The sequence below is a fragment of the Streptacidiphilus cavernicola genome, from assembly GCF_042510955.1.
Classification (GTDB): Bacteria; Actinomycetota; Actinomycetes; order Streptomycetales; family Streptomycetaceae; genus Streptacidiphilus; species Streptacidiphilus cavernicola.
In genome coordinates, this window is sequence record NZ_JBHFAB010000008.1 from 13,583 (window position 1) to 37,800 (window position 24,218).

24 protein-coding genes are annotated in these 24,218 nt (G+C 73.1%); 12 read left to right on the forward strand and 12 right to left on the reverse strand.

The window, feature by feature from the left end:
- Window positions 1-19 precede the first annotated feature (19 nt).
- Window positions 20-1,117, reverse strand: coding sequence for a histidinol-phosphate transaminase (hisC, locus tag ACEZDE_RS12815; RefSeq protein WP_380535734.1), 1,098 nt, complete (start codon window positions 1,115-1,117; stop codon window positions 20-22).
- 275 nt (window positions 1,118-1,392) lie between these two features.
- On the opposite strand from hisC, the gene ACEZDE_RS12820 reads away from it, so the two are divergent.
- The 3 genes from ACEZDE_RS12820 to ACEZDE_RS12830 all read left to right on the forward strand — a co-directional run bounded on the left by ACEZDE_RS12820 (window position 1,393) and on the right by ACEZDE_RS12830 (window position 5,003).
- The gene (locus tag ACEZDE_RS12820) at window positions 1,393-2,502 is read left to right on the forward strand and encodes a LacI family DNA-binding transcriptional regulator (RefSeq protein WP_380535736.1); all 1,110 of its coding nucleotides are present in this window, start codon (window positions 1,393-1,395) and stop codon (window positions 2,500-2,502) included.
- Window positions 2,503-2,685: 183 nt separating this feature from the next.
- On the forward strand, window positions 2,686-3,798 hold the full coding sequence (locus ACEZDE_RS12825) for a metallophosphoesterase (RefSeq protein WP_380535737.1): 1,113 nt from the start codon (window positions 2,686-2,688) through the stop codon (window positions 3,796-3,798).
- Between the two features lie 182 nt (window positions 3,799-3,980).
- Window positions 3,981-5,003, forward strand: coding sequence for a hypothetical protein (locus tag ACEZDE_RS12830; protein ID WP_380535739.1), 1,023 nt, complete (start codon window positions 3,981-3,983; stop codon window positions 5,001-5,003).
- A 61-nt stretch (window positions 5,004-5,064) separates the two neighbouring features.
- Here ACEZDE_RS12830 and ACEZDE_RS12835 read toward each other — a convergent pair whose 3' ends face one another.
- Window positions 5,065-6,099: an aspartate-semialdehyde dehydrogenase gene (locus tag ACEZDE_RS12835; protein WP_380535740.1), complete on the reverse strand. Its 1,035-nt coding sequence runs from the start codon at window positions 6,097-6,099 to the stop codon at window positions 5,065-5,067.
- 310 nt (window positions 6,100-6,409) lie between these two features.
- On the opposite strand from ACEZDE_RS12835, the gene ACEZDE_RS12840 reads away from it, so the two are divergent.
- The 3 genes from ACEZDE_RS12840 (at window position 6,410) to ACEZDE_RS12850 (ending at window position 9,389) form a co-directional block, all read left to right on the forward strand.
- Window positions 6,410-7,132: a hypothetical protein gene (locus ACEZDE_RS12840; protein WP_380535741.1), complete on the forward strand. Its 723-nt coding sequence runs from the start codon at window positions 6,410-6,412 to the stop codon at window positions 7,130-7,132.
- 167 nt (window positions 7,133-7,299) lie between these two features.
- On the forward strand, window positions 7,300-7,941 hold the full coding sequence (locus ACEZDE_RS12845) for a TetR/AcrR family transcriptional regulator (protein ID WP_380535742.1): 642 nt from the start codon (window positions 7,300-7,302) through the stop codon (window positions 7,939-7,941).
- Window positions 7,938-9,389, forward strand: a complete 1,452-nt coding sequence (locus ACEZDE_RS12850) for a pyridoxal phosphate-dependent decarboxylase family protein (protein WP_380535744.1) — start codon at window positions 7,938-7,940, stop codon at window positions 9,387-9,389. The genes ACEZDE_RS12845 and ACEZDE_RS12850 overlap by 4 nt, the downstream gene beginning before the upstream one ends.
- A gap of 61 nt (window positions 9,390-9,450) precedes the next feature.
- Here ACEZDE_RS12850 and thiC read toward each other — a convergent pair whose 3' ends face one another.
- Window positions 9,451-11,181: a phosphomethylpyrimidine synthase ThiC gene (gene thiC / locus ACEZDE_RS12855; protein WP_380535745.1), complete on the reverse strand. Its 1,731-nt coding sequence runs from the start codon at window positions 11,179-11,181 to the stop codon at window positions 9,451-9,453.
- Window positions 11,182-11,436: 255 nt separating this feature from the next.
- On the opposite strand from thiC, the gene ACEZDE_RS12860 reads away from it, so the two are divergent.
- The gene (locus ACEZDE_RS12860) at window positions 11,437-12,720 is read left to right on the forward strand and encodes a YibE/F family protein (protein WP_380535747.1); all 1,284 of its coding nucleotides are present in this window, start codon (window positions 11,437-11,439) and stop codon (window positions 12,718-12,720) included.
- A gap of 99 nt (window positions 12,721-12,819) precedes the next feature.
- Here ACEZDE_RS12860 and ACEZDE_RS12865 read toward each other — a convergent pair whose 3' ends face one another.
- The 3 genes from ACEZDE_RS12865 to ACEZDE_RS12875 all read right to left on the reverse strand — a co-directional run bounded on the left by ACEZDE_RS12865 (window position 12,820) and on the right by ACEZDE_RS12875 (window position 14,197).
- A complete protein-coding gene (locus ACEZDE_RS12865; RefSeq protein WP_380535749.1) occupies window positions 12,820-13,029 on the reverse strand; it encodes a hypothetical protein in 210 nt (69 codons plus the stop codon).
- Between the two features lie 174 nt (window positions 13,030-13,203).
- A complete protein-coding gene (tenA, locus tag ACEZDE_RS12870) occupies window positions 13,204-13,872 on the reverse strand; it encodes a thiaminase II (protein WP_380535751.1) in 669 nt (222 codons plus the stop codon).
- A gap of 7 nt (window positions 13,873-13,879) precedes the next feature.
- A complete protein-coding gene (locus ACEZDE_RS12875) occupies window positions 13,880-14,197 on the reverse strand; it encodes a cupin domain-containing protein (RefSeq protein ID WP_380535753.1) in 318 nt (105 codons plus the stop codon).
- Window positions 14,198-14,321: 124 nt separating this feature from the next.
- On the opposite strand from ACEZDE_RS12875, the gene ACEZDE_RS12880 reads away from it, so the two are divergent.
- Complete coding sequence (locus tag ACEZDE_RS12880; protein WP_380535754.1) at window positions 14,322-14,699, forward strand: phage holin family protein; 378 nt, start codon at window positions 14,322-14,324, stop codon at window positions 14,697-14,699.
- A 79-nt stretch (window positions 14,700-14,778) separates the two neighbouring features.
- Complete coding sequence (locus ACEZDE_RS12885) at window positions 14,779-15,288, forward strand: NUDIX domain-containing protein (RefSeq protein WP_380535757.1); 510 nt, start codon at window positions 14,779-14,781, stop codon at window positions 15,286-15,288.
- 60 nt (window positions 15,289-15,348) lie between these two features.
- Here ACEZDE_RS12885 and ACEZDE_RS12890 read toward each other — a convergent pair whose 3' ends face one another.
- The 4 genes from ACEZDE_RS12890 to ACEZDE_RS12905 form a co-directional block, all read right to left on the reverse strand.
- A complete protein-coding gene (locus tag ACEZDE_RS12890; protein ID WP_380535759.1) occupies window positions 15,349-16,767 on the reverse strand; it encodes a globin domain-containing protein in 1,419 nt (472 codons plus the stop codon).
- A 426-nt stretch (window positions 16,768-17,193) separates the two neighbouring features.
- Complete coding sequence (trxA, locus tag ACEZDE_RS12895) at window positions 17,194-17,532, reverse strand: thioredoxin (RefSeq protein WP_380535761.1); 339 nt, start codon at window positions 17,530-17,532, stop codon at window positions 17,194-17,196.
- Entirely contained in the window at window positions 17,495-17,959 is a 465-nt protein-coding gene (locus ACEZDE_RS12900) for a MerR family transcriptional regulator (RefSeq protein WP_380535763.1), read from the reverse strand. The genes trxA and ACEZDE_RS12900 overlap by 38 nt, the downstream gene beginning before the upstream one ends.
- Before the next feature lie 102 nt (window positions 17,960-18,061).
- Window positions 18,062-19,075, reverse strand: coding sequence for an MBL fold metallo-hydrolase (locus ACEZDE_RS12905; protein WP_380535765.1), 1,014 nt, complete (start codon window positions 19,073-19,075; stop codon window positions 18,062-18,064).
- 152 nt (window positions 19,076-19,227) lie between these two features.
- Between ACEZDE_RS12905 and ACEZDE_RS12910 the strand changes: the two genes are divergently transcribed.
- Complete coding sequence (locus tag ACEZDE_RS12910; protein ID WP_380535767.1) at window positions 19,228-19,623, forward strand: VOC family protein; 396 nt, start codon at window positions 19,228-19,230, stop codon at window positions 19,621-19,623.
- Between the two features lie 29 nt (window positions 19,624-19,652).
- Here ACEZDE_RS12910 and ACEZDE_RS12915 read toward each other — a convergent pair whose 3' ends face one another.
- Window positions 19,653-20,408, reverse strand: a complete 756-nt coding sequence (locus ACEZDE_RS12915; RefSeq protein WP_380535769.1) for a helix-turn-helix domain-containing protein — start codon at window positions 20,406-20,408, stop codon at window positions 19,653-19,655.
- 189 nt (window positions 20,409-20,597) lie between these two features.
- Window positions 20,598-21,452 (reverse strand): helix-turn-helix transcriptional regulator, encoded by an 855-nt coding sequence (locus ACEZDE_RS12920; RefSeq protein WP_380535771.1) that lies wholly within the window; start codon window positions 21,450-21,452, stop codon window positions 20,598-20,600.
- A 171-nt stretch (window positions 21,453-21,623) separates the two neighbouring features.
- Between ACEZDE_RS12920 and ACEZDE_RS12925 the strand changes: the two genes are divergently transcribed.
- Both ACEZDE_RS12925 and ACEZDE_RS12930 read left to right on the forward strand, forming a co-directional pair.
- Entirely contained in the window at window positions 21,624-22,559 is a 936-nt protein-coding gene (locus ACEZDE_RS12925) for an NADP-dependent oxidoreductase (protein WP_380535773.1), read from the forward strand.
- A 76-nt stretch (window positions 22,560-22,635) separates the two neighbouring features.
- Entirely contained in the window at window positions 22,636-24,216 is a 1,581-nt protein-coding gene (locus tag ACEZDE_RS12930) for a hypothetical protein (RefSeq protein ID WP_380535775.1), read from the forward strand.
- The last annotated feature ends 2 nt before the right edge of the window (window positions 24,217-24,218 follow it).

The window sequence follows — 24,218 nt, forward strand, 5'->3', positions numbered from 1 at the left end:
CGCCTTGCCAGCCGGGCGGCTAGAGCGTCTTCCGGAACACCTCGGCGGTCTGCAGGAACAGGTCGTTCGCCTCGACCTCGCCGATGGTCACCCGGACCCCCTCACCGGCGAACGGGCGGACCACCACCCCGGCCTCGGCGCAGGCCGCGGCGAAGTCCGCGGTCCGGCCGCCGAGCCGGAGCCAGACGAAGTTGGCCTGCGACACCGGCACGGTCCAGCCCTGGGCGGCCAGCGCGGCCTCGATCCGGTCGCGCTCGGCGACCAGCGCGGCCACCCGCTCCAGCAGCGCGTCCTCGGAGCGCAGCGAGGCCACCGCCGCGTCCTGGGCCAGCTGGCTGACGCCGAACGGCACCGCGGTCTGCCGCAGCGCGTTCGCCACCGGCTCGTGCGCGACCGCGAAGCCGACCCGCAGCCCGGCCAGGCCGTAGGCCTTGGAGAAGGTGCGCAGCACGCAGACGTTGGGCCGGTCCCGGTAGAGCTCGATGCCGTCCGGCACCCCGGCGTCGCGGACGAACTCGGTGTACGCCTCGTCCAGCACCACCAGCACGTCGGCGGGGACTGCGTCCAGGAAGCGCTCCAGCTCGGCGCGGCGGACCACGGTGCCGGTCGGGTTGTTGGGGTTGCAGACGAAGACCAGCCGGGTCCGCTCGGTGATCGCGGCCAGCATCGCGTCCAGGTCGTGCACGTCCCCGTCGGTCAGCGGGACCGGCACCGCGGTCGCGCCGCCGATCTGGACGATGATCGGGTAGGCCTCGAACGAGCGCCAGGCGAACACCACCTCGTCGCCGGGGCCCGCGGTGGCGTGCACCAGCGACTGGGCCACGCCGACCGAGCCGGTGCCGGTGGCGAGGTGCGCCTCGGGGACGCCGTAGCGTTGGGCCAGTTCGGCGATCAGGCCGGTGCAGCCCATGTCGGGGTAGCGGTTGATGCTCCCGGCGGCGGCCACGGCCGTCTCCAGCACGCCCGGCAGCGGCGGGTAGGGGTTCTCGTTGGAGGAGAGCTTGAACGCGGGCGCCCCGTCGGCGCCGGCCGCGGGCTTGCCCGGCTTGTAGGCGGGGATGCCGCGCAGGGCCTCCCGCAGTCGGGGTCCCTGCTGCGGCTCGGGGGTCTGGCTCACCGTCGTCATCCTCTTCACCTGTGCCGTCTTCTGGTCGAGATCACCATACGAGCCGATCGGGGATATATCACCCGTGCGAGTGACTTGTTGCTTCGGCGTTGTGGCGATGCTTCCTCTGCCACGGCAGCAAGCTGTAATGGAAACACAGGGAACGCCTGGCAATTGATGCTCGCAGCATGGGCAAAGAGCATAAATGCTCATGGAGAAACGTATCTGCGGCAAACCCGCGCAGACCCCCCACAACTGTCCCCGCCGGGCCATACGATCGTGCCGACATGACAGCAGCAGCAGCCAACCAGAGCGGCCGGCGCACCACCCACGCCCGGCGGACGGAGCGAGCCGGAATCCGCGATGTGGCAGCCGCGGCCGGAGTCTCCATCACCACCGTCTCGGACGCCCTGAACGGCAAGGGCCGACTCCCCGACGAGACCCGCAGCAAGGTCCGCGAAGTGGCCGAACGGCTGGGCTACCGCCCGTCCGCGGCCGCCCGCACCCTGCGCACCGGACGGTCCGGGCTGATCGGCCTGACCGTCACCACCTACGGCCAGGAGCCCTTCACCTTCACCGAGTTCGCCTACTTCGCGGAGATGGCCAGGGCCGCCACCTCGGCCGCGCTGACCCGCGGCTACGCCCTGGTGGTGCTGCCCGCCACCTCCCGGCACGACGTCTGGAGCAACGTCGCCCTGGACGGCACCGTGGTGATCGACCCGGCCGACCACGACCCCATGGTCGCCGAGCTGTACCGGCAGGGCCTGCCCGTGGTCAGCGACGGCAAGCCGGGCAACTGCCCGGTCACCGCCTGGGTCGACAACGACCACGCCAGCGCCGTGCTGGAGATCCTGGACCACCTGGCCGAGGCCGGCGCCCGCCGGATCGGGCTGCTCACCGGCACCAGCACCGACACCTACACCCGGCTCAGCACCGAGGCCTACCTCGGCTGGTGCCGCCGGGTCGGCCAGGAGCCGCTGTACGAGGCCTACCCGGCGCACGACCCCTGCGCCGGCGCGGTCGCCGCCGACCGGCTGCTGGCCCGCCCGGACCGGCCGGACGCGGTCTACGGGCTGTTCGACCCCAACGGCACCGACCTGCTGGCCGCTGCCCGCCGCTACGCGCTGCGCGTCCCCGAGGACCTGCTGCTGGTCTGCTGCAGCGAGAGCGACGTCTACGCCAGCACCGAGCCGCCGATCACCACCCTGTCCCTGCAGCCGCAGCGGATCGGCACCACCGTGGTGAACCTGCTCATCGACGCCATCGAGGGGATCGGCTCGTTCACCGAGAACCCGGAGGGGCAGCTGATGCCGACCGAGCTGATCGTCCGCCGCTCCTCGCAGCGGCGTCCCCCGCGCACCACGGTCAGCGCCCCGCGCGTCCCCGGCGAGGTCTGAACGTCGTCCGGACGACGGCCGGACGACGGCCCCGGGGTGCCGCCCGGGGCCGGACGGCACCGTCCGAAAATCGGGGGAAACCATCCCGAAGAGCCACCATCCGTGCATCCTCCCACCCGTATCGCGCGGATTGATGCGCCCCAGGTGCGTACGCCGCGAAGAGCAGCTTCCTATGATGGCCAAATGACAGGTGGACCCTTGTACGCCCGGCCTGACCTGCCGGACCCAAGCCCTCACGCGCCCGGGACGCCCCACGGGGCGGACCACGGCGACGGGTCCACGGTGTACGGCGGCTTCTTCACCCCACCGCAGCGCGGCCCCGCGCCGGTCCGGGCCGCGGTGCCGCACGACCCGCCGACGATGGAGCTCGGCCCGCCGCCCGGCTCCCCCGACGACGGCTACGGCCACCCGCCGACCCTGGTCCAGCCGATCGCGGCGGAGTACGACGGCGACGACCCCGGCGGCCCGCTCTACGTCGTCGGCGACATCCACGGCTACCTCCAGGAGCTGCTGGACGGCCTGCACGCCGAGGGCCTGATCGACGCCGAGGGCCACTGGTCGGCCGGCCGCTCCCGGCTCTGGTTCCTGGGCGACTTCACCGACCGCGGCCCGGACGGCATCGGCGTCATCGACCTGGTGATGCAGCTCGCCGCCGAGGCCGCCGCGTCCGGCGGCTACTGCCGCGCGCTGATGGGCAACCACGAACTGCTGCTGCTCGGCGCCGACCGCTACGGCGACGAGGCGGTCCAGTCCAGCGCCGGCACCGCCTCGTTCCTCGCCGCCTGGCGGCTCAACGGCGGCCAGCCGACCGACATGGAACGGCTGGAGGACCACCATGTGGCCTGGCTCAGCCGGCTCCCCGCGATGGCGATCGAGGACGGCCACCTGCTGGTGCACTCGGACACCACCGCCTACCTGGAGTACGGCGACTCGGTGGACGCCGTCAACGACGCCGTCCACGAGGTGCTGAACCGCGGCGACGGCGACGAGTGGTGGGACTGCTTCCGGCGGCTGACCAAGCGCTTCGCCTTCCGCGGCGACGGCGGCCCGGCCTCGGTCAGGGAGCTGCTGGACGCCTTCGGCGGCTACCGGGTGGTGCACGGCCACAGCCCGATCCCCTACCTGCTCGGCGACACCCCCGCCGAGGACGGCCACCCCACCCAGCGGGTCACCGGGCCGCACGTCTACGCCGACGACCTGGCCGTGGCCATGGACGGCGGCGTCACCATGGAGGGCGAGGGGCGGCTGCTGATCGCCCGGCTGCCGCTGGAACCGCCTGCCGCGAACCCGTACTGACGCAGCGTCACTTCCGACCCCGGGGCACCGCCCCAGGCATGTGCCGGAGGCAACCCGCGCCCCACCCACCACGGAAATTCCGGAAACAGACTGTCACCCTGCGCGAACGGACCTCTACCATCGGGGTTGTACCCGTCCAGAGCCCTCGGTAGCTGACGGGGCGTTCGGGGGATAGGTGGAAGATGGACAGTGCTCCGTTCCTGCAGTCCGAGGACAGGCTCGACTACGCGCGGATCCTTGAGGAACTGCTCCACAACGAACAGGTCCGCGTGGCCCTGCGCCGCGCACCGACCGGCCCCAACATCGAGCAGCTGCACACCAGGGCGATGGTCGCCTTCGCCGAGGTCTCGGCCACGGCCGCGGCCGAGTACGGGTACTTCGTCCAACTGCGGGACCAGGCACGGCAGACCGCGGTCGTCCCGGACTGGGAGCGGATCGGCGGCGACGAGCCGACCCAGTGGCAGGCGCCGGAGAGCCCCTTCGCCGCCGCCGAGCGGGCCGGCTGGGTGCCGCTGATCGCGGTGCTGCTGCCGATCCTGTCCGGGCTCAGCGGAATCGTGCTGCTGCTGTTCGGCTGGGCGCTGCGGGCCGACGGCCAGAGCCTCGGCCAACCGCTGGTCTCGGCGGGGCTGGTGGCCATGGTGGTCTGCGCCGCGTCGGTCTGCGGCGACATCATCGGGCTGTTGCTGACCGCCAACCGGGACGGCCACACCCCGCCGGACGGCCGCAACCCCGAGCTGTACGCGGAGCTGGCCAAGGCCAGGGAGACCTGGCACAGCGCGCTCCGCGACCGCGGCCTGCTGCCGTTCCTGCTGGCCCAGTTGGGGACGGTGCCGCGACCGCCGGGGCCCCGGCCGCCCGGGGTCAGCCTGGTCCGGGCCCGGCCCCGGCTGGGGTTCAGCAGCCCCGGCTTCACCAGCCCCGGCCGGGAGGGGATCACCGACGGCCTCGGCCAGGAGCCGGACGAGGACGGCGAGGCCCACTTCAGCAGCCCCGGCTTCACCAGCCCGGGTCCGGAGGGGATCACCGACGGCCTCGGCCAGGAGGTCGAGCCGGAGCAGGACGACGAACCGCACTTCACCAGCCCCGGCTTCACCAGCCCCTCCTTCGAGGTGCACCGGCCCGATCCGGGGGCGCGCTCGCGCTTCCTCCCCAACGAGGACGACGCGGACCTCGACCTGGACGTCGAGGAGGGCCGGCGGTAGTTGCCGCCGGCCCTCCTCTGCCGCCCGGTCCCCGGGTGAGGCCCTCGGGTCAGATCCCGGTTCAGGCCCCGGCGGTCAGCTCGGCCGCGACCAGCTCCGCGATCTGCACCGCGTTGAGCGCCGCGCCCTTGCGCAGGTTGTCGTTGGAGACGAACAGCGACAGCCCGTGCTCCACCGTCTCGTCGGCACGGATCCGGCCGACGTAGGAGGGGTCCTGTCCGGCCGCCTGCAGCGGGGTGGGGATCTCCGACAGCTCCACGCCGGGCGCGGCGGCGAGCAGTTCACGGGCCCGGTCCGGGCTCACCGGCCGCGCGAAGCGGGCGTTGACCTGCAGCGAGTGCCCGCTGAACACCGGCACCCGGACGCAGGTGCCGGACACCTTGAGGTCGGGGATCTCCAGGATCTTCCGGCTCTCGTTGCGGAGCTTCTGCTCCTCGTCGGTCTCGCCCAGGCCGTCGTCCACGATCGACCCGGCCATCGGCAGCACATTGAAGGCGATCGGGCGGACGTACTGCTGGGGCTCCGGGAAGTCGAGCGCCGCGCCGTCGTGGGTCAGCGCGCTGGCCTTGGCGCCGACCGCGTCGATCTGGCCCTGCAGCTCGGCCACGCCGTTCAGGCCGCTGCCGGAGACCGCCTGGTAGGTGGCGACGACCAGGGCGGTGAGACCGGCCTCGTCGTGCAGCGGGCGGAGCACCGGCATCGCGGCCATGGTGGTGCAGTTGGGGTTGGCGATGATCCCGAGCGGGCGGTCCGCGACGGCGTGCGGGTTGACCTCGGAGACCACCAGCGGCACCTGCGGGTGCGAGCGCCAGCCGGAGGAGTTGTCGATCACCACCGCGCCGGCGGCGGCGACCTTGGGCGCGAGCGCCAGCGAGGCCGTCTTCCCGGCGGAGAAGATCACGATGTCCAGGCCGGTGTAGTCGGCGGTGTCCGCGTCCTCGACCGTGACCGTGCCGTCCTTCCAGGGCAGCTCCTTGCCGGCCGAGCGGGCCGAGGCGAACAGCCGCAGCTCCGTCACCGGGAAGTCCCGCTCCTCGAGGATCCGGCGTACAACGCCACCGACCTGGCCCGTGGCACCCACAATTCCCATCTTCATGCCCTAAGAGTAGGCGTCCGCGAATCCGGCGCCGATCGCCCGACAAGACCTTCGCTGTCCGTGCGTGCTTCCGGGAAATCCTTCGGAAGGCGTAACCGTAGGACGATCGGATCGTTGCCAGGGTGCGCACGAGCATGGAGGTCAGGACGACTCAGCAGGTGGGTACCACAAGAGTTAGCCGGTTCGGTCCGGCTCGGTGGACCCTTCCTGAATGGCGACTCGTGCCCTTGACCGTCCGGGTGGGACGGCCCTGTGCTCCGGGCTGGGGGCATTCATCCCATTCACCCCACGCGAAGGGGGAGGCACAGTCATGCCACCCGAAGTCGCCCTGCTGGAATCGCGCGCGCTGCGCGACAGCGTCAACACCCGCACCGAGGCCCTGGACCGGGTCAAGGCCCTGCTCATGCTGCCGGACGGGCTGCACGTCACCACGAGGATGGTCGCCGACTACTTCGAGGTCACCGAGCGGGCTCTCAACTCGCTCATCCGCCGCCACCGGGAGGAATTGGAGAGCAATGGCTTCACCATCCTCACCGGTCCGGAAGCAGCGACTTTCGTAAGCTTCAACATGAAGCTTACGCAGGTCAGGGGCCAGGGCATCGCGGTCTACCCGCGTCGCGCGGTCCTCAACGTGGCGATGCTGCTGCGCGACAGCACCGTCGCCCGCCGCGTCCGCAGCTACCTCCTGGACACCCTCCAGGAGCCCCGCGGGCCGGTCGGGCCGGTCGGGCCGCCGCCCGGTCGCCGGCTCGGGCCGGGCCCGCACTGGGACGAGCACGAGTACCTCCAGGCCCACCCCGAGGCCCGGATCCCGGAGCAGTACACCCAGTCTGACCTGGGACGATGGGCGGACTGGGCGCAGTCCGTGGACCGCAGGCTGGACGCCCACGGGCGGGTCGTCGGCGCGATGAGCGACCAGCTCGGCCGGGTCAGCGAGGACGTCCGTGAGCTGAAGGGCGACGTCTCGGCGATCCGCCAGGACATGTCGGAGCTCCGGCAGGGCATCGCCCGGCTGGGCCGGCGCCGCTGCTGACGCCGTGACCTCCCTGTGGACAACCCCTGTGGACAACTAACAGGGGACGCCCTGGGGATAACTCCTGTGGACAACGTGGCCCGCCGGGTACCGCCCGGCGGGCCATTCCCGACTCGCTCTCCATCAATCGATTGATTGAACCGTCTCGACCGAGTACGTTCCCTTCCATGCCCCTCCCCGAAGGCCCCGACGCCAGTCGCGAACGCATCGTCGCGGCGGCGACCACGCTCTTCGCCGAGCACGGCTACGACGGCACGACCACCCGCGGCATCGCCGCCGCGGCCGGGCTGAACATGGCCACCGTCGCCTACCACGTCGGCGGCAAACCGGACCTCTACCAGGAGGTGATGCGCCGCGCGCACCAGGCCGAGCAGGACGCGCTCGGTCCGGCCCTGGCCGACTTCCGGTCCGCCGCGCGCACCGACGCCCCGGCCGCGGCGGCCGCACTGGTCGACCGCTACCTGGACTTCTGCCTGGCGCAGCCGCACGTCCCCGCGCTGTGGATGCGCCGCTGGCTCGCCGACGCCGCCGAGGTCGCCGACCTGGAGGCGGCCTACGCGAGCCCGCTGATCGAGTCGGTCCGCGACGCCGTCCTGGCCGCGCTCCCGGACCGGAGCGCCGCCGACGTCGAGATGACGGTGTGGACGGTGCTGTGGAGCACCCACGGCTTTTGCCGCTCCGGCATCCTCGACGCCGCCGCGGTCCGGCGCGGTCCCGGCGACCCGGCCTCGGTCGCCCGCTTCCGCGCGCATCTGCGCGGGCTCGTCCTGCACGACCTCGGCCTCGTCCCCACGGAGAGACAACGATGACCGCTCACCCCGGGCTCCCGGCCGTCGGCCGCCCCACCGCCGACCTGCTCGCCGAACTGGCCGCGCTGACCGCGGCCGACCTGCCGACCCGCGGCGGTCGGACCGCCGCCTACGTCTACGACAGCGGGCGCCCGGAGGTGCGGGCCGCCGCCGAGCAGGCGTACCTGGCGATGATGGAGGTCAACGGGCTGGACCCGACCGCGTTTCCGAGCATCGTCGCGCTGGAGCGCCGGGTGGTCGGCGCCACCGCCGCCCGGCTGGGCGGGGACGACGCCACCCCGGGCATCTTCACCAGCGGCGGCACCGAGTCGATCATCCTGGCGGTGAAGGCCGCGAGGGACGCCCGACCGGACGTCGCCGCGCCGGAGATCGTGGTCCCGGTCACCGCGCACGCCGCCTTCCACAAGGCCGGCGCGTACCTCGGGGTCACCGTGGTGAGCACCCCGGTCGACCCGAAGACCTTCCGCGCCGACCCGGCGCTGATCGCCGCCGCCTGCACCGACCGCACCGTGCTGGTGGTCGCCTCCGCGCCGTCCTACGCGCACGGCGTGGTCGACCCGGTCGCGGCGATAGCCGCGGACGCCGCCGCCCGCGGCATCCCCTGCCATGTGGACGCCTGCGTCGGCGGCTGGCTGCTGCCCTGGCTGGCCGAGGCGGGCGCGCCGGTCCCGGCGTTCGACCTCTCCGTCCCCGGCGTCACCTCGCTCTCCTGCGACCTGCACAAGTTCGGGTACACGCCCAAGGGCGCCTCGGTGCTGCTGTTCCGGGACGAGGCGATGCGGCTGCGCGCCTACTACGCGTGCGCGGCGTGGCCCGGCTACACCGTGGTCAACTCCACCGTCCAGAGCAGCAAAGGGGCGGGGCCGCTGGCCGGGGCCTGGGCCACCCTGCAGGCCCTGGGCGAGGAGGGCTACCGCGAGCTGGGCCGGGCCGCGCTGGCGGCGACCACCCTGCTGGTCGAGGGGATCGGCGCGATCGACGGCCTCACCGTGCTGGGCGCCCCGGAGGCGACCCTGGTCGCCGTCGGCACCGACACCGGCCTTGACCTGTTCGAACTGGCCGACGAGAGCCGGGCCCGCGGCTTCTTCCTGCAGCCCCAGCTCAGCCTGGACGGCCTGCCGGCCAACCTGCACCTGACCCTGACCGGCGTCAGCGTGGACGGGGTGGCCGAGCTGCTCGCGGTGCTGGCCGAATGTGCGGACGCGGTACGCCCCTTGGGCCCGCCGCAGGCCCCGGACGACCTGGTCGAGCTGCTGCGGGAGGTCGACCTGACCGCCCTGGACAACGCCGGCTTCGCCGCGCTGCTGCCCGCGGCCGGAATCGACCTGTCCGCGGCCGAACCGCGGATGGCCCCGGTCAACCGCCTGCTGGACGCCCTCCCCCCGACCGTCCGCGAGGCGATCGTGACCCGCTTCCTCTCCGCCCTCTACAGCCCCCACCTCGGCTGACGGCCCGGCACCCGGAGTCCCCTCGCGCCCCGGGTGCCGAACCGTCAAGCCGCAGGACCGCTCAGTCGGATCCGACCACCGGGAGGTAGACCCGGTTCCCGGCGGCGGCGAACTCCTCCGACTTGGCGCGCATCCCCTGGTCGATGTCCAGCTCGGCCCCGTACTCCTCGCGGATACCGTGCGAGATCTTCATCGAGCAGAACTTGGGCCCGCACATCGAGCAGAAGTGCGCGGTCTTGGCGGGCTCGGCCGGCAGCGTCTCGTCGTGGAAGCTGCGGGCCGTCTCCGGGTCCAGGGCCAGGTTGAACTGGTCCTCCCAGCGGAACTCGAACCGGGCGTCGGAGAGCGCGTCGTCCCAGGCCTGGGCGCCCGGGTGGCCCTTGGCCAGGTCGGCGGCGTGGGCGGCGATCTTGTAGGTGATCACCCCGGTCTTCACGTCGTCCCGGTCCGGCAGCCCCAGGTGCTCCTTGGGGGTGACGTAGCAGAGCATCGCCGTTCCCCACCAGGCGATCATCGCCGCGCCGATGCCGGAGGTGATGTGGTCGTAGCCGGGGGCGACGTCCGTGGTCAGCGGGCCCAGCGTGTAGAAGGGGGCGTCGTCGCAGATCTCCTTCTGCAGGTCCATGTTCTCCTTGATCCGGTGCATCGGGACGTGCCCGGGGCCCTCGATCATCACCTGCACGTCGTGCGCCCTGGCGATCCGGCCCAGCTCGCCCAGCGTGCGCAGCTCGGCGAACTGCGCCTCGTCGTTGGCGTCGGCGATGCAGCCGGGGCGCAGCCCGTCCCCCAGCGAGTAGGTGACGTCGTACGCACGCAGGATCTCGCAGAGTTCCTCGAAGTGCGTGTGGAGGAAGTTCTCCTGATGGTGCGCCAGGCACCAGGCCGCCATGATCGAGCCGCCGCGGGAGACGATCCCGGTCTTCCGACGGGCCGTCAGCGGCACGTACCGCAGCAGCACCCCGGCGTGCACGGTCATGTAGTCGACGCCCTGCTCGCACTGCTCGACCACGGTGTCCCGGTAGACCTCCCAACTCAGTTCCTCGGCCCGGCCGTCCACCTTCTCCAGCGCCTGGTAGAGCGGGACGGTGCCGATCGGCACGGGGGAGTTGCGCAGGATCCACTCCCGGGTGGTGTGGATGTCGCGGCCGGTGGAGAGGTCCATCACGGTGTCCGCGCCCCAGCGGGTGGCCCAGGTCATCTTCTCCACCTCCTCCTCGATCGAGGAGGTGACCGCGGAGTTGCCGATATTGGCGTTGATCTTCACCAGGAACCGGCCGCCGATCAGCATCGGCTCCGACTCGGGGTGGTTCACGTTCGCCGGCAGCACCGCCCGGCCCGCCGCGATCTCGTCCCGGACCAGGGCCGGGTCCATCCCCTCCCGCAGCGCCGCGAACTCCATCTCGTCGGTGACGACGCCGCGCCGGGCGTAGCCGAGCTGGGTCACCGCCGCCCCGTCGCGCCCGCGCCGGGGGCGGCGCGGGCGGCCGGGGAAGACCGGGATCCGGCCCTGGTACTCCTCGGTGTCGCCGCGCCGGTCGGTCCAGCCGTCCCGCAGCGGCGGAAGCCCGCGCCGGACGTCGGCGGTGTGGCCGGGGTCGGTGTACGGGCCGGAGGTGTCGTACAGCGGGACGGTCCGGCCGTCGGTCAGCCGCACCTCCCGGTAGGGCACGCGCAGGTCGGGGCGGGATCCGGCACGGTACTCCTTGCGCCAGGCAGGCGTGGGGTAACCGCTGTTCGTGCTGGAACCGCCGCTGTCGGGGACAGGCTGCTGCTGTGCGTCACGCGTGGTCATCAGACCTACTTCTCCCTACGCCGGCATTACCCGGTCAGGTTCGTGCGGTCGGCGCAAGCGGCTGCCGTACGGATGGTGGATCCGTGAACGGCGGTCAGCGCCCTCTCAGCCCGGTGCTCCGAGCTCCCGCGTCTGCAATCGAGATGCCGCCCACCGTAGCGAGCGCGGGCCCGGCTTGGCCAGAGGGCCCCCACCCGGCGTACAGAGTCGTCGGGTACCGTGCAGCACCGCAGGCGAACCGGAAGGACCCGATCCGTGGCTGACCACCCGCACGAGCACGGCCACAGCGGCCACAGCCACGACCACGGGCCGGCCACCCCGGCGTCCCGGCGGCTGCGGGTGCTCATCGCCGTCGTCCTGGTCCCGTTCGCGGTCGCGGTGCTGGCCGGGATGGCGCTGATGTGGCCGGGGAAGCTGCCCGCGCACGCGTCCACCGGCCTGGGCTTCGACCAGCCGACGGTGACCGGCACGGTCACCGGGACCAAGGCCGCGCCCTGCGACGCGGGCGCCGCGCCCGGCGCGGCCGACGCGGACGCCTGCACCCTGATCACGGTCAGGCTGACCAGCGGCAAGGACTCCGGCAGCTCGGTCCAGCAGACGATGACCCCGGACCAGACCGCGGTCTACACCGTCGGCGAGAAGGTGGTCATGGCCTACTCGCCGACCGCCCCGGCCGCGCTGCGGTACTCGGTCAACGACGCCGACCGCTCCTTCCCGCTGGCGGTCCTGGCCGGGATCTTCGCCCTGGCCGTGGTCCTGGTCGGACGGCTGCGCGGGCTGGCCGCGCTGGTCGCGCTGGCGATCAGCTTCGGGGTGCTGTCGTTGTTCGTGCTGCCGGCCATCCTCAAGGGCGAGGACCCGCTGCGGGTGGCGGTGGTCGGCGGCGGCGCCATCATGTTCCTGGCGCTCTACCTCTGCCACGGGCTGTCCGCCCGCACCTCGGTGGCGGTGATCGGGACGCTGGCCTCGCTGGCGCTGATCGGCGCCCTCGGCCAGGCCTTCATCGGGCTGACCCACCTGACCGGCAACACCTCGGACGAGACCTCGCTGGTGCACTCGCTGTTCACCGGGATCAAACTGCCGGGACTGCTGCTGGCCGGGGTGATCATCGGCTCGCTCGGGGTGCTCAACGACGTGACGGTCACCCAGGCCTCCTCGGTCTGGGAGCTGCGCGCCGCCGACCCGTCCATGGGCGCCCGCGCGCTCTACCGGACCGGGATGCGGATCGGCCGGGACCACATCGCCTCCACCGTGAACACCCTGGTGATGGCGTACGCGGGGGCGGCGCTGCCGCTGATGCTGCTGTTCACCATCGCCAACCGAGGCGTGTGGACCGTCGCCACCAGCGAGATCGTCGCCGAGGAGGTGGTCCGGACGCTGGTCGGCAGCATCGGCCTGATCGCCTCGGTCCCGCTGACCACCGCGCTGGCCGCGCTGGTCGCCTCCCGCGACGGCCGCAGGCCGGTGCCCCGGCCGCGCACCGGCGGCTCCCCGGCCGCCGCCGTCCCGGCCGGCGGCCACCGCCGCCACCGCCGCTGACGGCGGGTCACCCGAGCCCGTCCGAAGCCCGGACGCGTCGAGGGCCCCGCCGGAAGATCCGGCGGGGCCCTCGGTGGCCGACGGGTCGGCCTCAACCCCTCAGCGGGAGGCCTTCTTCACCAGGATCACGACCGCCGCCCCCAGCGCGACCAGCAGCAGCAGCCGGAAGGCCCAGCCGAACAGGAACCCCAGGACCGCGAACACCGCGCCCAGCACCGCGAAGATCAGCCACAGCGCGATGATCACCACGACCACCGGCACCACGATGTTGCGCACCCAGCCGGGCAGCGTCTTCCAGATCTCGCTCATGATGTCCGTCCTCCCCCACGGGGTGTCCCGGGGCCTCGGGGCCTCGGGCCCGCAATCGGTTGCTCTGCCTCGATCGTACGGCCGGGAGGGGTCCCGCCGGAGCCCGAAGACCCCTGAGATGACCCGGATAAGTCCCTCACCAGCGGCCCCGGGGTCCCCTCCTCCGGCAGGAGGTCAGACCGGCCACCGCTCGCCGCGCCAGGCCGCGTCCCAGAACATCCACTCGTACCGCGCGGTGGCCTCGAAGTGCCTTACCGCGCGGGCCCGTTCGGCCGGGGAAAGCTCTGCGCCGACCCGGTCGGCCAGCTCCAGCACCCGGCGCACCACGGACTGGAACCCCTCGTCCGCGTAGCTGGAGATCCAGCGCGCGTACAGCGGGTCCGGGGACGAGGCGCGCAGCAGTTCGGAGCCGACCCTGGCGTAGATCCAGTAGCAGGGCAGCACCGCCGCCAGGCCCTCGGCGAAGGAGCCGCCGTAGACGGTGGCGAGCAGGTAGCTGCTGTACGCCCGGGTGGTCGGCCGCACCCCGTCGTCGGCCCCGGCGCCCTCCGCGGCCAGCGCGGCCAGGAACTCGGCGTGCATCTCCTGCTCGGCCGTCAGCGCCCCGGCCGCGTCGTCGGCGAAGGCCCGGACGTCCTGCTCGGTGGGGGCCTTGGCGGCGCAGACCGCCAGCGCCCTGGCGTAGTCGCGCAGGTAGTGCCCGTCCTGGACCACGAAGTGGCGGAACGCCTCCCGGGGGAGGGTGCCGTCGGTGAGGCCGCGCAGGAAGGGGTGCTCCAGGATCGCCCGGTAGGTCGGCTCGGCGGAGTCCCAGAGCTGTTCGGAGAAGGAGAAGTCGGTCACGGGGGTATCAGCTCTCCGGAGGCGAGAAGACGACCAGCACGCGCAGGTCGTCGGTGATGTGGTGGAACCGGTGCGCCGTCCCGGCCGGGACGTAGGCCACGCTGCCCCGGCCGACGGTGGTGGTCTCGTCACCGACCGTCAGGTAGGCCCGCCCGCTGACGACCAGGTAGACCTCGTCCTGCTGGTGCGGCTGCTGCGGGTCGGCCTCGCCCCGGTCCAGGGCGTAGAGCCCGGCGGACATGTTCCGCTCGTTGAGGAAGCGCAGGTAGGCGCCTTCGTTGGCGGCGCGCTGGGCGTCCAGGTCGTCCATCCGGAACACCTTCATCGGTCTCCCACTCCCTGTCGGTCGGCAGGCCGGCTGACGTGCGCGGCCCCCTGGCATTCAACCAGCACCCAACGCGCACGGATCAGGGCTTCCTTCCCACCCGTACTCCTGCGACGATCACTGCATGTTGCGCTTCGCAGTCAAGACCCTGATCAACGCGGCGGCCATCTGGGTCGCCACGGCCCTTGTCTCCGGCATCTCCCTCACCTCGGCGAACTGGCAGCACCAGACGCTGACGGTGATCCTGGTGGCGCTGCTGTTCGGGGTGCTGAACTTCGTCATCAAGCCGATCGTCAAGCTGTTCTCGCTGCCGCTGTTCATCCTCACCCTGGGCCTGATCACCTTTGTGATCAACGCCCTGATGCTGTGGCTGACCTCCTGGGCCTCGGGGAAGCTGAGCCTGGACTTCCACGTCGACGGCTTCGTCCCGGCGCTGCTCGGCTCGCTGATCATCAGCATCGTGGCCTGGGCGCTGCACCTGGTCTTCCGCGACGAGAACTGACCCGGGGTTTCACCACCCGCCCCGCGCGGCACACTGCTGGGAACGAACGTCCAGCACGTGCACGGCACGGAGGCAGCCCATGTCACGTCCGGTGGTCAAGCGCACCGCCCGAGCCATCCTCCTGGACCGCGGGCCGCACGGCCCCGAACTCGTCGTGATCAAGCGCACCAAGCCGGGCCGCCCGCCGTACTGGATCACCCCCGGCGGCTGCGTCGAGGACAGCGACCCGACCGTGGTCGACGCCCTGCACCGGGAGCTGTCCGAGGAGTTGGGCGGCAAGGCCTCGGACGTCGTGCCCGCCTTCGTCGACACCGTCCGCTACACCCACCACGACGACGGGACCCCGGCCCACCCGGACGGGGTCAAGGTGCAGCACTTCTTCGTCTGCCGCCTGGACTCCATGGACCCCGCGCTGCGCCACGGCCCCGAGGTGGACGAGCCCAACGGCACGTACGACATCGTCCGGCTGCCGTTCACCCGCGAGGGCGTGACCTCGGTGAACGTGGTCCCGGCGACGCTGCGGGCCTATCTGGCGGCGAACATCGAGGGCGTCACCGCGCTGCTCGCCGACGACCTGGGCCCGGTCTAGGCCGCCCGGTCCAGGCCGCCCGGTCCGGGCCCGGGGGTCCGGGCCGGTCCGGGCCCGGGTCTAGACCCCCTCCAGGTCGTGGTGGATCCGCTCGCGCGGAACCCCCGCGTCCAGCAGCACCGCCGCCGTCCGCCGGACCATGGCCGGCGGCCCGCTGACATACGCCGCGTACTCCTCCCACGGCCCGCGCCGGCCGACCACGGCCGGCAGCGGCCCGGTCGGGCCGCCGTCCACCGGCGCCCCCTCGGCGACCACGCTGCGCACCGCGAGCCAGGGGTGCAGCCGGGCCAACTCGGCCAGCCGCTCCCGGGCGTAGAGGTCGGATGCCCGCCGGGCCCCGTAGAAGACCTCGACCGTACGGGCCCGGCCGTGCTCGGCGACCTCCTCGATCACGGCCAGCATCGGCGCGATCCCGGTGCCGCCGCCGAGCAGCAGCAGCGGGGTGTCGTCGTCGTGGTCGACCACCATGGTCCCGCCCGGCGGACCGAGCCGGAGCACGTCCCCCGGCTGGGTCCGCTGCACCAGCGCGTTGCTGACCCAGCCCGCGGGCACCGCCTTGACCTGCAGGGTCAGCAGTCCGTCCGGGCGCGCGGCGGAGGCGAGCGAGTAGGGCCGCCAGACCCGCGGCCACATCGGCACCTCCAGCGTGGTGTACTGCCCGGCCCGGTACCGGTACGGCCGGTCGGTGCGCAGCGCGACCACCGCGACGTCGCCGGGGCGGTGGTCCACCGCGACCACCTCGGCCTGCCACCAGGCCGGGTTCTCCCGGGCGTCGGCCGCGGCGGAGCCGATCATCACCTCGGAGATCGCCCGGTAGACCCGGCGCCAGGCGATCTCGGTCGACTGGTCCCAGAAGCGTCCGCAGTAACGTTCCAGCGCGGCCAGCAGCGCCTCCCCGACCGGCCCGTAGTGCTCGTCGAGCACCCCGTACTTGCGGTGGCCGCGGGCCAGCCGGTCCAGGTAGGCGGTCAGCTCGGCCGGGCTCCCCGCGGCCTGTCCGGCCGCGAGCAGGGCCCGGAACAGCCGGTCCCGCTGCACGTCCATGGAGGCGGGGAACAGCGCCCGCAGCTCGGGGTTGCGCAGGAACAGCACGGCGTAGAAGTGCGCGGTGGCCCGGTCGGCGACCGGTTCCAGCACCCCGAGGCTGTGCCGGACCAGGGCGATGTCCTCGGCGGTCGGACCGCTGGCCGCGGTCCGCGCGGCGAGCGGCAGCACCGCGACCGCGGCGGCCGGGTTCAGCAGCGGCGGCGGGACGGGTGCGGGCGGCCGGTCCGGCATCGGCGGCAGCGCGGCCGGCCGCGGCCCGGCCAGCGTGGTGAACCCGTTCCCGGCCGGGAGCACCGGGGCCTGCTGCGGATGCGCTCCCCAGGCCCGGCTCCAGGCGTCGCCGGGCCCGGCCCAGTTGAGCCCGGGGGCGTCGGTGATCATCGGCGCGAAGGCCGGACGCGAGGACGGCCCGGAGCCGCCGGGTTCCGGCACCGGAGCGGGCTGCTCCGGTTCGGGTTCCGACGGGGCTAACGATTCGGCTTCCGGTTCGGGTTCCAGCCGGGGGACGACGGTCAGCTCGACCGGCGGCGTCTCGGCGGGTGGGCTGTCGGCGGCGGGCGGGGTGACCGGTTCTGTCGGCTTACCCGTCTTCTTGGGTTGCTTGGGCTGCTTCGGCTGCCGAATACGCGGCAGGCCGTTTCGATTGAGAGCGCTTCCGATCGACACCTTTCGGTTTCTTCTCCCGTCGTATCAGCGCAGTCCGACAGCGACGATTCGTGCGGCGGCGGCGGGCAGACCTCCTGCCAACCGCAGCCTGGCATGGGCAAACAGCTCATCCCATAAATAGTGAGAAGAATGGGGCGCGCGCGACTCAAACGCGCTACCGTCCGCACCGCACCCGCGCCCCCGGATACGCCGTCAGACCTCGAACACCCCGTCGAGCTCCTGCAGCAGCCTGCGCTTCGGACGCGCCCCCACCATCGACTTCACCGGCTCCCCACCCCGGAACACGATCAGCGTCGGCATCGACAGCACCCCGTACGCGGCCTGCGTCGCCGGATTTCCGTCCACGTCCAGCGACACCACCTTGAGCCGCCCCCGCTGCTCCTCCGCCAGCTGCGACAGCACCGGGGCGATCATCCGGCAGGGCGGGCACCAGTCCGCGGTGAAGTCGACCAGGACCGGGATGTCCGAGCCCAGGACTTCGGCCGCGAACGTGTCATCGGTCACCTGCGAAACGCCCTCGATCTGCACCATTCGGCAACTCCCCTTTTCCCTCTACGATCGCGGAATTCAATTCGCACAGGGGTTCGCCCGGATTTTCCGCCCCGGCCTCCAGCTGCGCCCGCAGCAACTGCCCCCGTACCTGTTCCCTCGCCGCCTGCAACCGCTCCAGGCAGGCGTCGATCTCGGCCAGCTTGCGCCGGTACACCTCCAGCGAGGCCGGGCAGGAGTCGCCCGACGGGTGCCCGGCCCGCAGGCAGTCGACGAACGGGCGGGTCTCCTCCAGCTCGAAGCCGACGTCCTGGAGCAGCCTGATCTGCCGCAGCAGCCGCAGGTCCTCCTCGTCGTACGCGCGGTAGCCGTTCACCGCGCGGCGGGCCGGGAGCAGCCCGCGGGACTCGTAGTACCGCAGCGTCCGGGTGGTCGTCCCGGCCCGCTCCGCCAGCTCCCCGATCCGCATGTTCCCGCCCCTTCCGCCGTGCCGACACCCACGACGGTAGACCTTGACGCCGACGTCAACGCCAGCGGTCGGCCCCGCACCCGCGTCGATGCCGCCCCGGGGTCAGTCCCGCTCCTGCCGGGTCGCGGCCTCCGCGCTCAGCTCCAGCAGCACCGGCAGGGTCAGCTCCCCGTAGGTCTCGTTCATCGCCGCGACCAGCGCCGCGGCGTCGTCCGGGTGCCGCCGCAGCAGCTCGTCGAAGGCCCGCAGGTAGCGGGCGGTGAAGCCGAGCACCCGGTCCGCACCGTCCCCGTGCCCCGGCGCCCGGTGCCCGGCCACCACCCGGGACGCGCCCAGGCCGCGCACCAGCTCCAGGTTCGCCTCCCAGTCGGCCCGCTCCGCCGGGGTGGTCTCCGCGGTCCACAGGTGGGTGCCGTTGTAGACCAGGTCCCCGGCGACCACGGTGTCCGCCCCCGGCACGTGCACCACGCTGCAGGCGGCGCAGTCGCCCTGCCCCAGCGCCAGCACGTCCAGCTCCGCCCCGTCCAGCCGGAGCCGGTGGCCCGGCAGCGGGCCCGGCACCACCGGGGACGAGGTCAGGTCGTCGCCGAAGACCGGCTGCCAGCGGGCGACCTTGGCCAGGCCGGTGTCGATGATCCCCCGGATCACCTCGGGCACCGCGTACACCGGCGTCCCCGGGAACAGCCGGAGGATCTCCTCGGTGCCGAAGTAGTGGTCCGGATGGGGGTGAGTGATCACTACCCCGACGAGCCGACGGGCCTTGCCGGCCACCCACTCGGCCAGCTCCCGCCCGGCCGCGAGGGTCAGCTGGGTGTCCACGAGCAGCGCCTCGGTCGGCCCGTACACCAGCGAGGACGTGGCGAAGAAAGCCGACTCCGGCCCGGTGAAGACATCGACCCGCAACGACGCGGCACCGGCCCCGGCGGCCCCGGCCCCGCTGTCGGCGCCGCCGGTCCCGCGCTGGGCCCCGCTCTGCTCCCCGGTGCCGTCGTCGGCGACCGCCTGCCCGTCGTCGGCGCCGACCACGACCCCCTCCAGCACCTCCTCCCCGCCCGCCGGGGCCTGCTGCTTCCGGGACTCGCGCCGCCCCCAGCGCCTGCCCTCGCCTGCCGCCATCGCGCCGCTCCTCCGCTACCGTCGGTCACCGCTCCCTCCAGCATCCGTTCCCCCGCCCCACCCCGCCACCGGCCGCCCGCGCCGAGGCCGCACGGACCAACACGTCCGATTCGTTCAAGACCGACCGCGGGCCGGCGCCTAGCGTGGCTGCCATGACTCCTCGCATCGACCTGCTCGGCCTGGTCACCTCCGACATGGCCGCCTCGCTCGCCTTCTACCGCCGCCTCGGCCTCGACCTCCCGACCGACGCCGACCATGAGCCGCACGTGGAGACCACCCTGCCCGGCGGCCTCCGGCTGGCCTGGGACACCGTCGACACCGTGCTCGGCATCGACCCCGGCTGGACGCCCCCGCAGGGCGGCCACCGCACCGCCCTCGCCTTCCTCTGCGACGACCCGGCCGAGGTCGACAAGCTGTACGCGGAACTCACCGCGGCCGGACACCCCGGCCACAAGGAACCCTGGGACGCCTTCTGGGGCCAGCGCTACGCCGTCGTCCACGACCCGGACGGCAACCCCGTCGACCTCTTCGCCCCCCTGCCGGGCTGAGCCGGCGGCCGAGCCGCCGACCCACCGGCCTACCCGTCCGCCAGCAGCTCGGTGAGCGGGACGCCGGCCAGCGCCCGCACCTCGCGCGCCAGGTGCGCCTGGTCGGCGTACCCCGCTCCGACCGCCACCGCCGCGAAGGCCTCCCCGCCGCGCGCAGCCGCCAGCGCCCGCTCCAACCGCAGCACCCGGCCCAGCGTGCTCGGCCCGTAGCCGAACAGATCCCGGCACCGGCGCAGCAGCTGACGCTCGCTCAAGGAGAGTTCGGCCGAGATCCCGGCCACCCCGAGCCCCCGCCGCAGCCCGTCCAGAACCCCGCCGCCGACCGGATCACGCTCCCACCCGTACCCGGACGCCCGTGCCCGCACCAACGCCTCCAGCGCAGCCGCCATCGCCGCCGCGGACCCTGCCGCCGACTCCCCGTCCGCGCCCGCCGGCACCGCGGCGGCGACCCCGTCCCTGGCGACGACGCCCGCCCGCCCCGACCACAGCTCCTCCAACGGCACCCTGCGGTCCCGCAGCTCCCAGGCCGCGACGCCGAGCAGCCCCGCCGCCGTTCCCGGCGCGAACCGCAGCCCGACCGAGCACTCGCCCGGCTTCCGCTGGACCACCTGCGCCGCCGTGTCCGGCCCGGCCACCAGCAGCTGTCCGCCGGTCCAGACCAGGTCCATGCACCCGTCGGGGAGCACTCGGCCGGTCCCGGCCTCGGCGTCCGCCGCCGACTGCCAGGACCACAGCACCGCTCCAGGCACCGCGCGCGAAGGCCGCTCCCTGTACACACCGCCCATTGTCCCCCCGGGGCGACCCCGCTACTCGGTGGTCCGCTGTTCTTCCAGCTCGGCCCGGTCGCCGTCACCGCCCTGCCCGCCCTCGGCCGCCCGCACCGCTCCCTCCCCGCCGCGACCCCGGCCTGACTACCCGTCACAACTGGAGCGCGGCAACGTCACAGCGCGCCCAGCCTCACAGCGCTCCCCGCCTCACAGCAGGCGCAGCCCGACGTGCTCCTCGCCGATCTCCCGCAGCCGCGCCAGCGCCGCCGCCGAGCCGTCCGCCCCCGGCAGTGCGGTGAACATCTGCAGCCGCTGGTCCTCGGCCGGTGTCAGCAGGGTCTCCGCGACCACGTCCATCAGCCCCAGCTCCGGGTGCACCACCCGCACCGTCGCGCTGCGCCGGACCCCGACCTCGTGCAGCGCCCACATCCGGTCGAACTCCCCGCTGTGCTTCCGCAGCCGCTCCACCAGCCCGGTGGCCTCGGGGTCGGCGCCGCCGCGCCTGGCCACCGCCGCCCGCAGGTCCGCGACATAGCAGCGCCCGTACGCCTCCCAGTCCTCGGCCGGGTAGGCCGCCCGCGCGGACGGGCGGGTGAACCAGGACCAGGCCAGGTTGCGGTCCTCGCCCTCCAGCGTGCAGGCGCAGCCGAACAGCGCCTCGGCCGCGGCGTTCTGCGCCAGCAGGTCGCCCAGGTCGCTGACGATCTGCAACGGGGTGTCCCGCACCTGGTCCAGCAGCACCCGCAGCGCGGGCCTGATCTCCCCGCCGGCCGCGCCCCCGGCCGGCGGACGGCGCCCGGCCAGCAGGTAGAGGTGGTCCCGCTCGTCGTCGGTCAACCGCAGCGCCCGGACCAGCGCGGACAGCATCTGCACCGAGGGCTGCGGGCTGCGCGCCTGCTCCAGCCGCATGTAGTAGTCCGCGGACATGCCGGAGACCTGCGCCACCTCCTCGCGGCGCAGCCCCGGCGTCCGCCGCCGCGGCCCCTCGGGCAGGCCCACGTCGGCCGGGCGCAGCCGCTCGCGGGAGCGCCGCAGGAAGTCCGCCAGCTCGGTCCGGTCCATCACGTCCATGGCAGGTCGAACGCCGCGGGGGAGCCTGGGATTTCCGATCCTAGGGAGAACTCTCCGCTCGTACCGCGGGACGTCCCGTGGAACGGTCGTGGTGGCAAGCGACTGCTTCCACCAGCACTGACCCACAGCGACGCCCCAGCAACGACCCGGAAGAGGCCCCACATGTCCGTCCCCAGCCACGCCAAGTCCGTCGCCTTCTCCGGCTACGGCGACGCCGACGTCCTGCGGCTCACCGAATCCCCGGTCCCGGAGCCGGGACCGGGGCAGGTGCTGCTCCGGGTCCGCGCCGTCGGCGTCAACCCGCTGGACTGGAAGGTCCGCCGCGGCTTCATGGAAGCGGTGTTCCCGGTGGCCTTCCCGCACGTCCCCGGCCTGGAGGCGAGCGGCGTGGTCGCCGCCGTCGGCGCGGACGTCACCGCCTGGAAGCCCGGCGACGAGGTGCTCGGCCCGGTCGCCGGCGGCTACGCCGAGTACGCCCTCGCCGACGCCGCGAAGCTGGCCGCGAAGCCCGCCGACCTGGGTTGGGAGGCCGCCGCCGCACTCCCGGTCGCCGCCGAGTCGGCCACCCGCGCGCTGGGCGCGCTCGGCCTCGTACCGGGGGAGACCCTGCTGGTGCACGCCGCCGCCGGGTCGGTCGGCAGCCTCACGGTCCAACTCGCGGTCGCCGCGGGGGTCACCGTGGTCGGCACCGCGAGCGAGGCCAACCACGACCACCTGCGCGCACTCGGCGCGATCCCGGTCCGCTACGGGGAGGGCCAGTTCGACCGGATCAGGGCCGCCGCCCCGCAAGGCGTGGACGCCGTCCTGGACGCGGCCGGAAGCGGCGTGCTGGCCGAGTCGGTCGCCCTGGCCGGCGGCCCGGAACGGGTGGTCAGCCTGGTCGACCCCGCCGAGGCGGGCCCGCTCGGGGTCCGCTTCAGCGGCGGCGGCCCGGGGGAGGACCGCACAGTGGAGGGCCTCGCCGGCGCGCTGGCCCTGCACCGGGCCGAAACCCTGGCCCTCCCGGTCCGGGCAGCCCTGCCGCTCGCCGACGCCGCGTCCGCGCACCGGCTCAGCGAGCAGGGCCACGGCCTGGGCAAAATCGTCCTCCTGCCCTGACCCGGCCCTGCGCTGACTCCCCCTCCGACGGTCCGATAGGGTCCGCCTCTCAGTACACACACAGGGGGGAATCCTGATGCGACGCATACCGCTCGCGCTGGCTGTGACCACGGCACTGGTACCGGTGCTGTGCACGCTGTCCACCGTCCCGGCCCAGGCCGCGGGCAACTACCTGACCGTGACCACGATCGGCCGCAACGGCGCGAAGATCAGCTCCGCGCTGACCCTGCTCAACACCAAGACCTACCAGAGCATCCAGGCCAAGAGCGGCAAGAAGACCGCGCTAGGCAAGGGCCTGTGGGCCGTCCTCACCGACATCGAGACCCCCGACAACTCGCCGTACCGGATGAGCGACACCATCGCGGCGGTACGGGTCTCGGTCTCCGGCGCCACCACGCTCACCCTGGACGCCCGCAAGGGCAAGCAGGTCACCGCCTCCGTCGACGCGACCTCCGGCAAGAACGCCAAGAACTACGACGCCTTCGAGACCGCCGTCGCCTGCCCCGCCGACGACGGCGGCTCGATGGTCGGCGTCTACAACGTGCCCGGCAAGATCTACGAGATCCCCAACCCGAAGTCCAGCTACTTCCACTTCTCCTGGCTGGAGAGCTGGACCTCGGACATGTTCGACGGCAACAGCAACGGCTCGATCTACTCCGTCACCAAGCAGACCACCGGGCTGCCGACCACCCCCAGCGCCGTCTTCCACCGGTCGTCCATGGCCAAGGTGGCCCTCTCGCTGCGCAGCGGCGAGACCAGGAGCCCGGTCGACGCCGTCATGCTGAATCCCTCACCCAAGACCTGGGACTGCCAGAGCATGCTCTACGGGCACTCCTACATGGACCAGGGCCCCTTCAACGCCACCGCCTACGTCTCCCCCGGCCGGTGGACCCTCCAGGGCTACAACTCCCAGGGTCAGAGCGGCACCATGGCGGACGCCGTCCGCAACTTCGCCGCCCACGGCAGCTACGGCCAGACCTTCAGCCGCGCGGTCTGGGGCCCCACCGCCGGGCTGCCGAACCTCACCGGCCGGGCCGTCACCTACACCCCCTACGCGACCATCGCCGACGCCAGCGCGGGGACCGACGCCAGCGCCGACACCCACAACACGATCACCCTCAGCAAGGCCGGGAAGGTCCTCAAGACCAAGAGCGTCAGCAGCAGTTCCGGCGGCACCTTCTCCCAGCACATCACCTCGGCCGGCTGGTACGTCCTCAAGGTGGCCTCCACCCGCGTCCAGAAGGCGCCCCTGTCCACCAGCGTGACGCTGGACTGGCACTTCCACGCCGACCCGGCGCACTCCGAGGTCCTCCCCGGCTACCTGGCCAGGCTCTCGCCGACCGGGCTGAACCGCCGCAACTCCGCGGCCCTGCGCAGCACCACCCCGGTCACGGTCACCCTCAGCCGCGCCGACCAGCCCTGGAGCGGCAGCGGCGAGCGCTACGCCAAGGAGACGGTGAAGTCGGTCAAGGTCTACGCCTCCCACGACGGCGGCAAGACCTGGCACGCCGTCAGCCTGCGCCGCAGCGGCGGGAGCTGGGTGGCGAACGTCCCCGAGCCCGCCACCGCGGGGACCGTGGCGCTCCGCACCGTGGTCGCCGACACCGCGGGCGACACCTCGACCCAGACCGTCTACAACGCCTACACGGTCGGCTGACC

Coding starts and splice junctions, on each gene's coding strand:
- ACEZDE_RS12875 (WP_380535753.1), bottom strand. CDS start 14,197: ATGAAGGTGTTCCGGATGGACGACCTGGACGCCCAGCGCGCCGCCAAC.
- ACEZDE_RS12825 (WP_380535737.1), top strand. CDS start 2,686: ATGACAGGTGGACCCTTGTACGCCCGGCCTGACCTGCCGGACCCAAGC.
- ACEZDE_RS12850 (WP_380535744.1), top strand. CDS start 7,938: ATGACCGCTCACCCCGGGCTCCCGGCCGTCGGCCGCCCCACCGCCGAC.
- ACEZDE_RS12925 (WP_380535773.1), top strand. CDS start 21,624: ATGTCCGTCCCCAGCCACGCCAAGTCCGTCGCCTTCTCCGGCTACGGC.
- ACEZDE_RS12835 (WP_380535740.1), bottom strand. CDS start 6,099: ATGAAGATGGGAATTGTGGGTGCCACGGGCCAGGTCGGTGGCGTTGTA.
- ACEZDE_RS12820 (WP_380535736.1), top strand. CDS start 1,393: ATGACAGCAGCAGCAGCCAACCAGAGCGGCCGGCGCACCACCCACGCC.
- ACEZDE_RS12920 (WP_380535771.1), bottom strand. CDS start 21,452: ATGGACCGGACCGAGCTGGCGGACTTCCTGCGGCGCTCCCGCGAGCGG.
- ACEZDE_RS12930 (WP_380535775.1), top strand. CDS start 22,636: ATGCGACGCATACCGCTCGCGCTGGCTGTGACCACGGCACTGGTACCG.
- ACEZDE_RS12915 (WP_380535769.1), bottom strand. CDS start 20,408: ATGGGCGGTGTGTACAGGGAGCGGCCTTCGCGCGCGGTGCCTGGAGCG.
- ACEZDE_RS12910 (WP_380535767.1), top strand. CDS start 19,228: ATGACTCCTCGCATCGACCTGCTCGGCCTGGTCACCTCCGACATGGCC.
- ACEZDE_RS12900 (WP_380535763.1), bottom strand. CDS start 17,959: ATGCGGATCGGGGAGCTGGCGGAGCGGGCCGGGACGACCACCCGGACG.
- ACEZDE_RS12845 (WP_380535742.1), top strand. CDS start 7,300: ATGCCCCTCCCCGAAGGCCCCGACGCCAGTCGCGAACGCATCGTCGCG.
- ACEZDE_RS12905 (WP_380535765.1), bottom strand. CDS start 19,075: ATGGCGGCAGGCGAGGGCAGGCGCTGGGGGCGGCGCGAGTCCCGGAAG.
- thiC (WP_380535745.1), bottom strand. CDS start 11,181: ATGACCACGCGTGACGCACAGCAGCAGCCTGTCCCCGACAGCGGCGGT.
- trxA (WP_380535761.1), bottom strand. CDS start 17,532: ATGGTGCAGATCGAGGGCGTTTCGCAGGTGACCGATGACACGTTCGCG.
- ACEZDE_RS12840 (WP_380535741.1), top strand. CDS start 6,410: ATGCCACCCGAAGTCGCCCTGCTGGAATCGCGCGCGCTGCGCGACAGC.
- ACEZDE_RS12885 (WP_380535757.1), top strand. CDS start 14,779: ATGTCACGTCCGGTGGTCAAGCGCACCGCCCGAGCCATCCTCCTGGAC.
- ACEZDE_RS12830 (WP_380535739.1), top strand. CDS start 3,981: ATGGACAGTGCTCCGTTCCTGCAGTCCGAGGACAGGCTCGACTACGCG.
- ACEZDE_RS12865 (WP_380535749.1), bottom strand. CDS start 13,029: ATGAGCGAGATCTGGAAGACGCTGCCCGGCTGGGTGCGCAACATCGTG.
- ACEZDE_RS12880 (WP_380535754.1), top strand. CDS start 14,322: ATGTTGCGCTTCGCAGTCAAGACCCTGATCAACGCGGCGGCCATCTGG.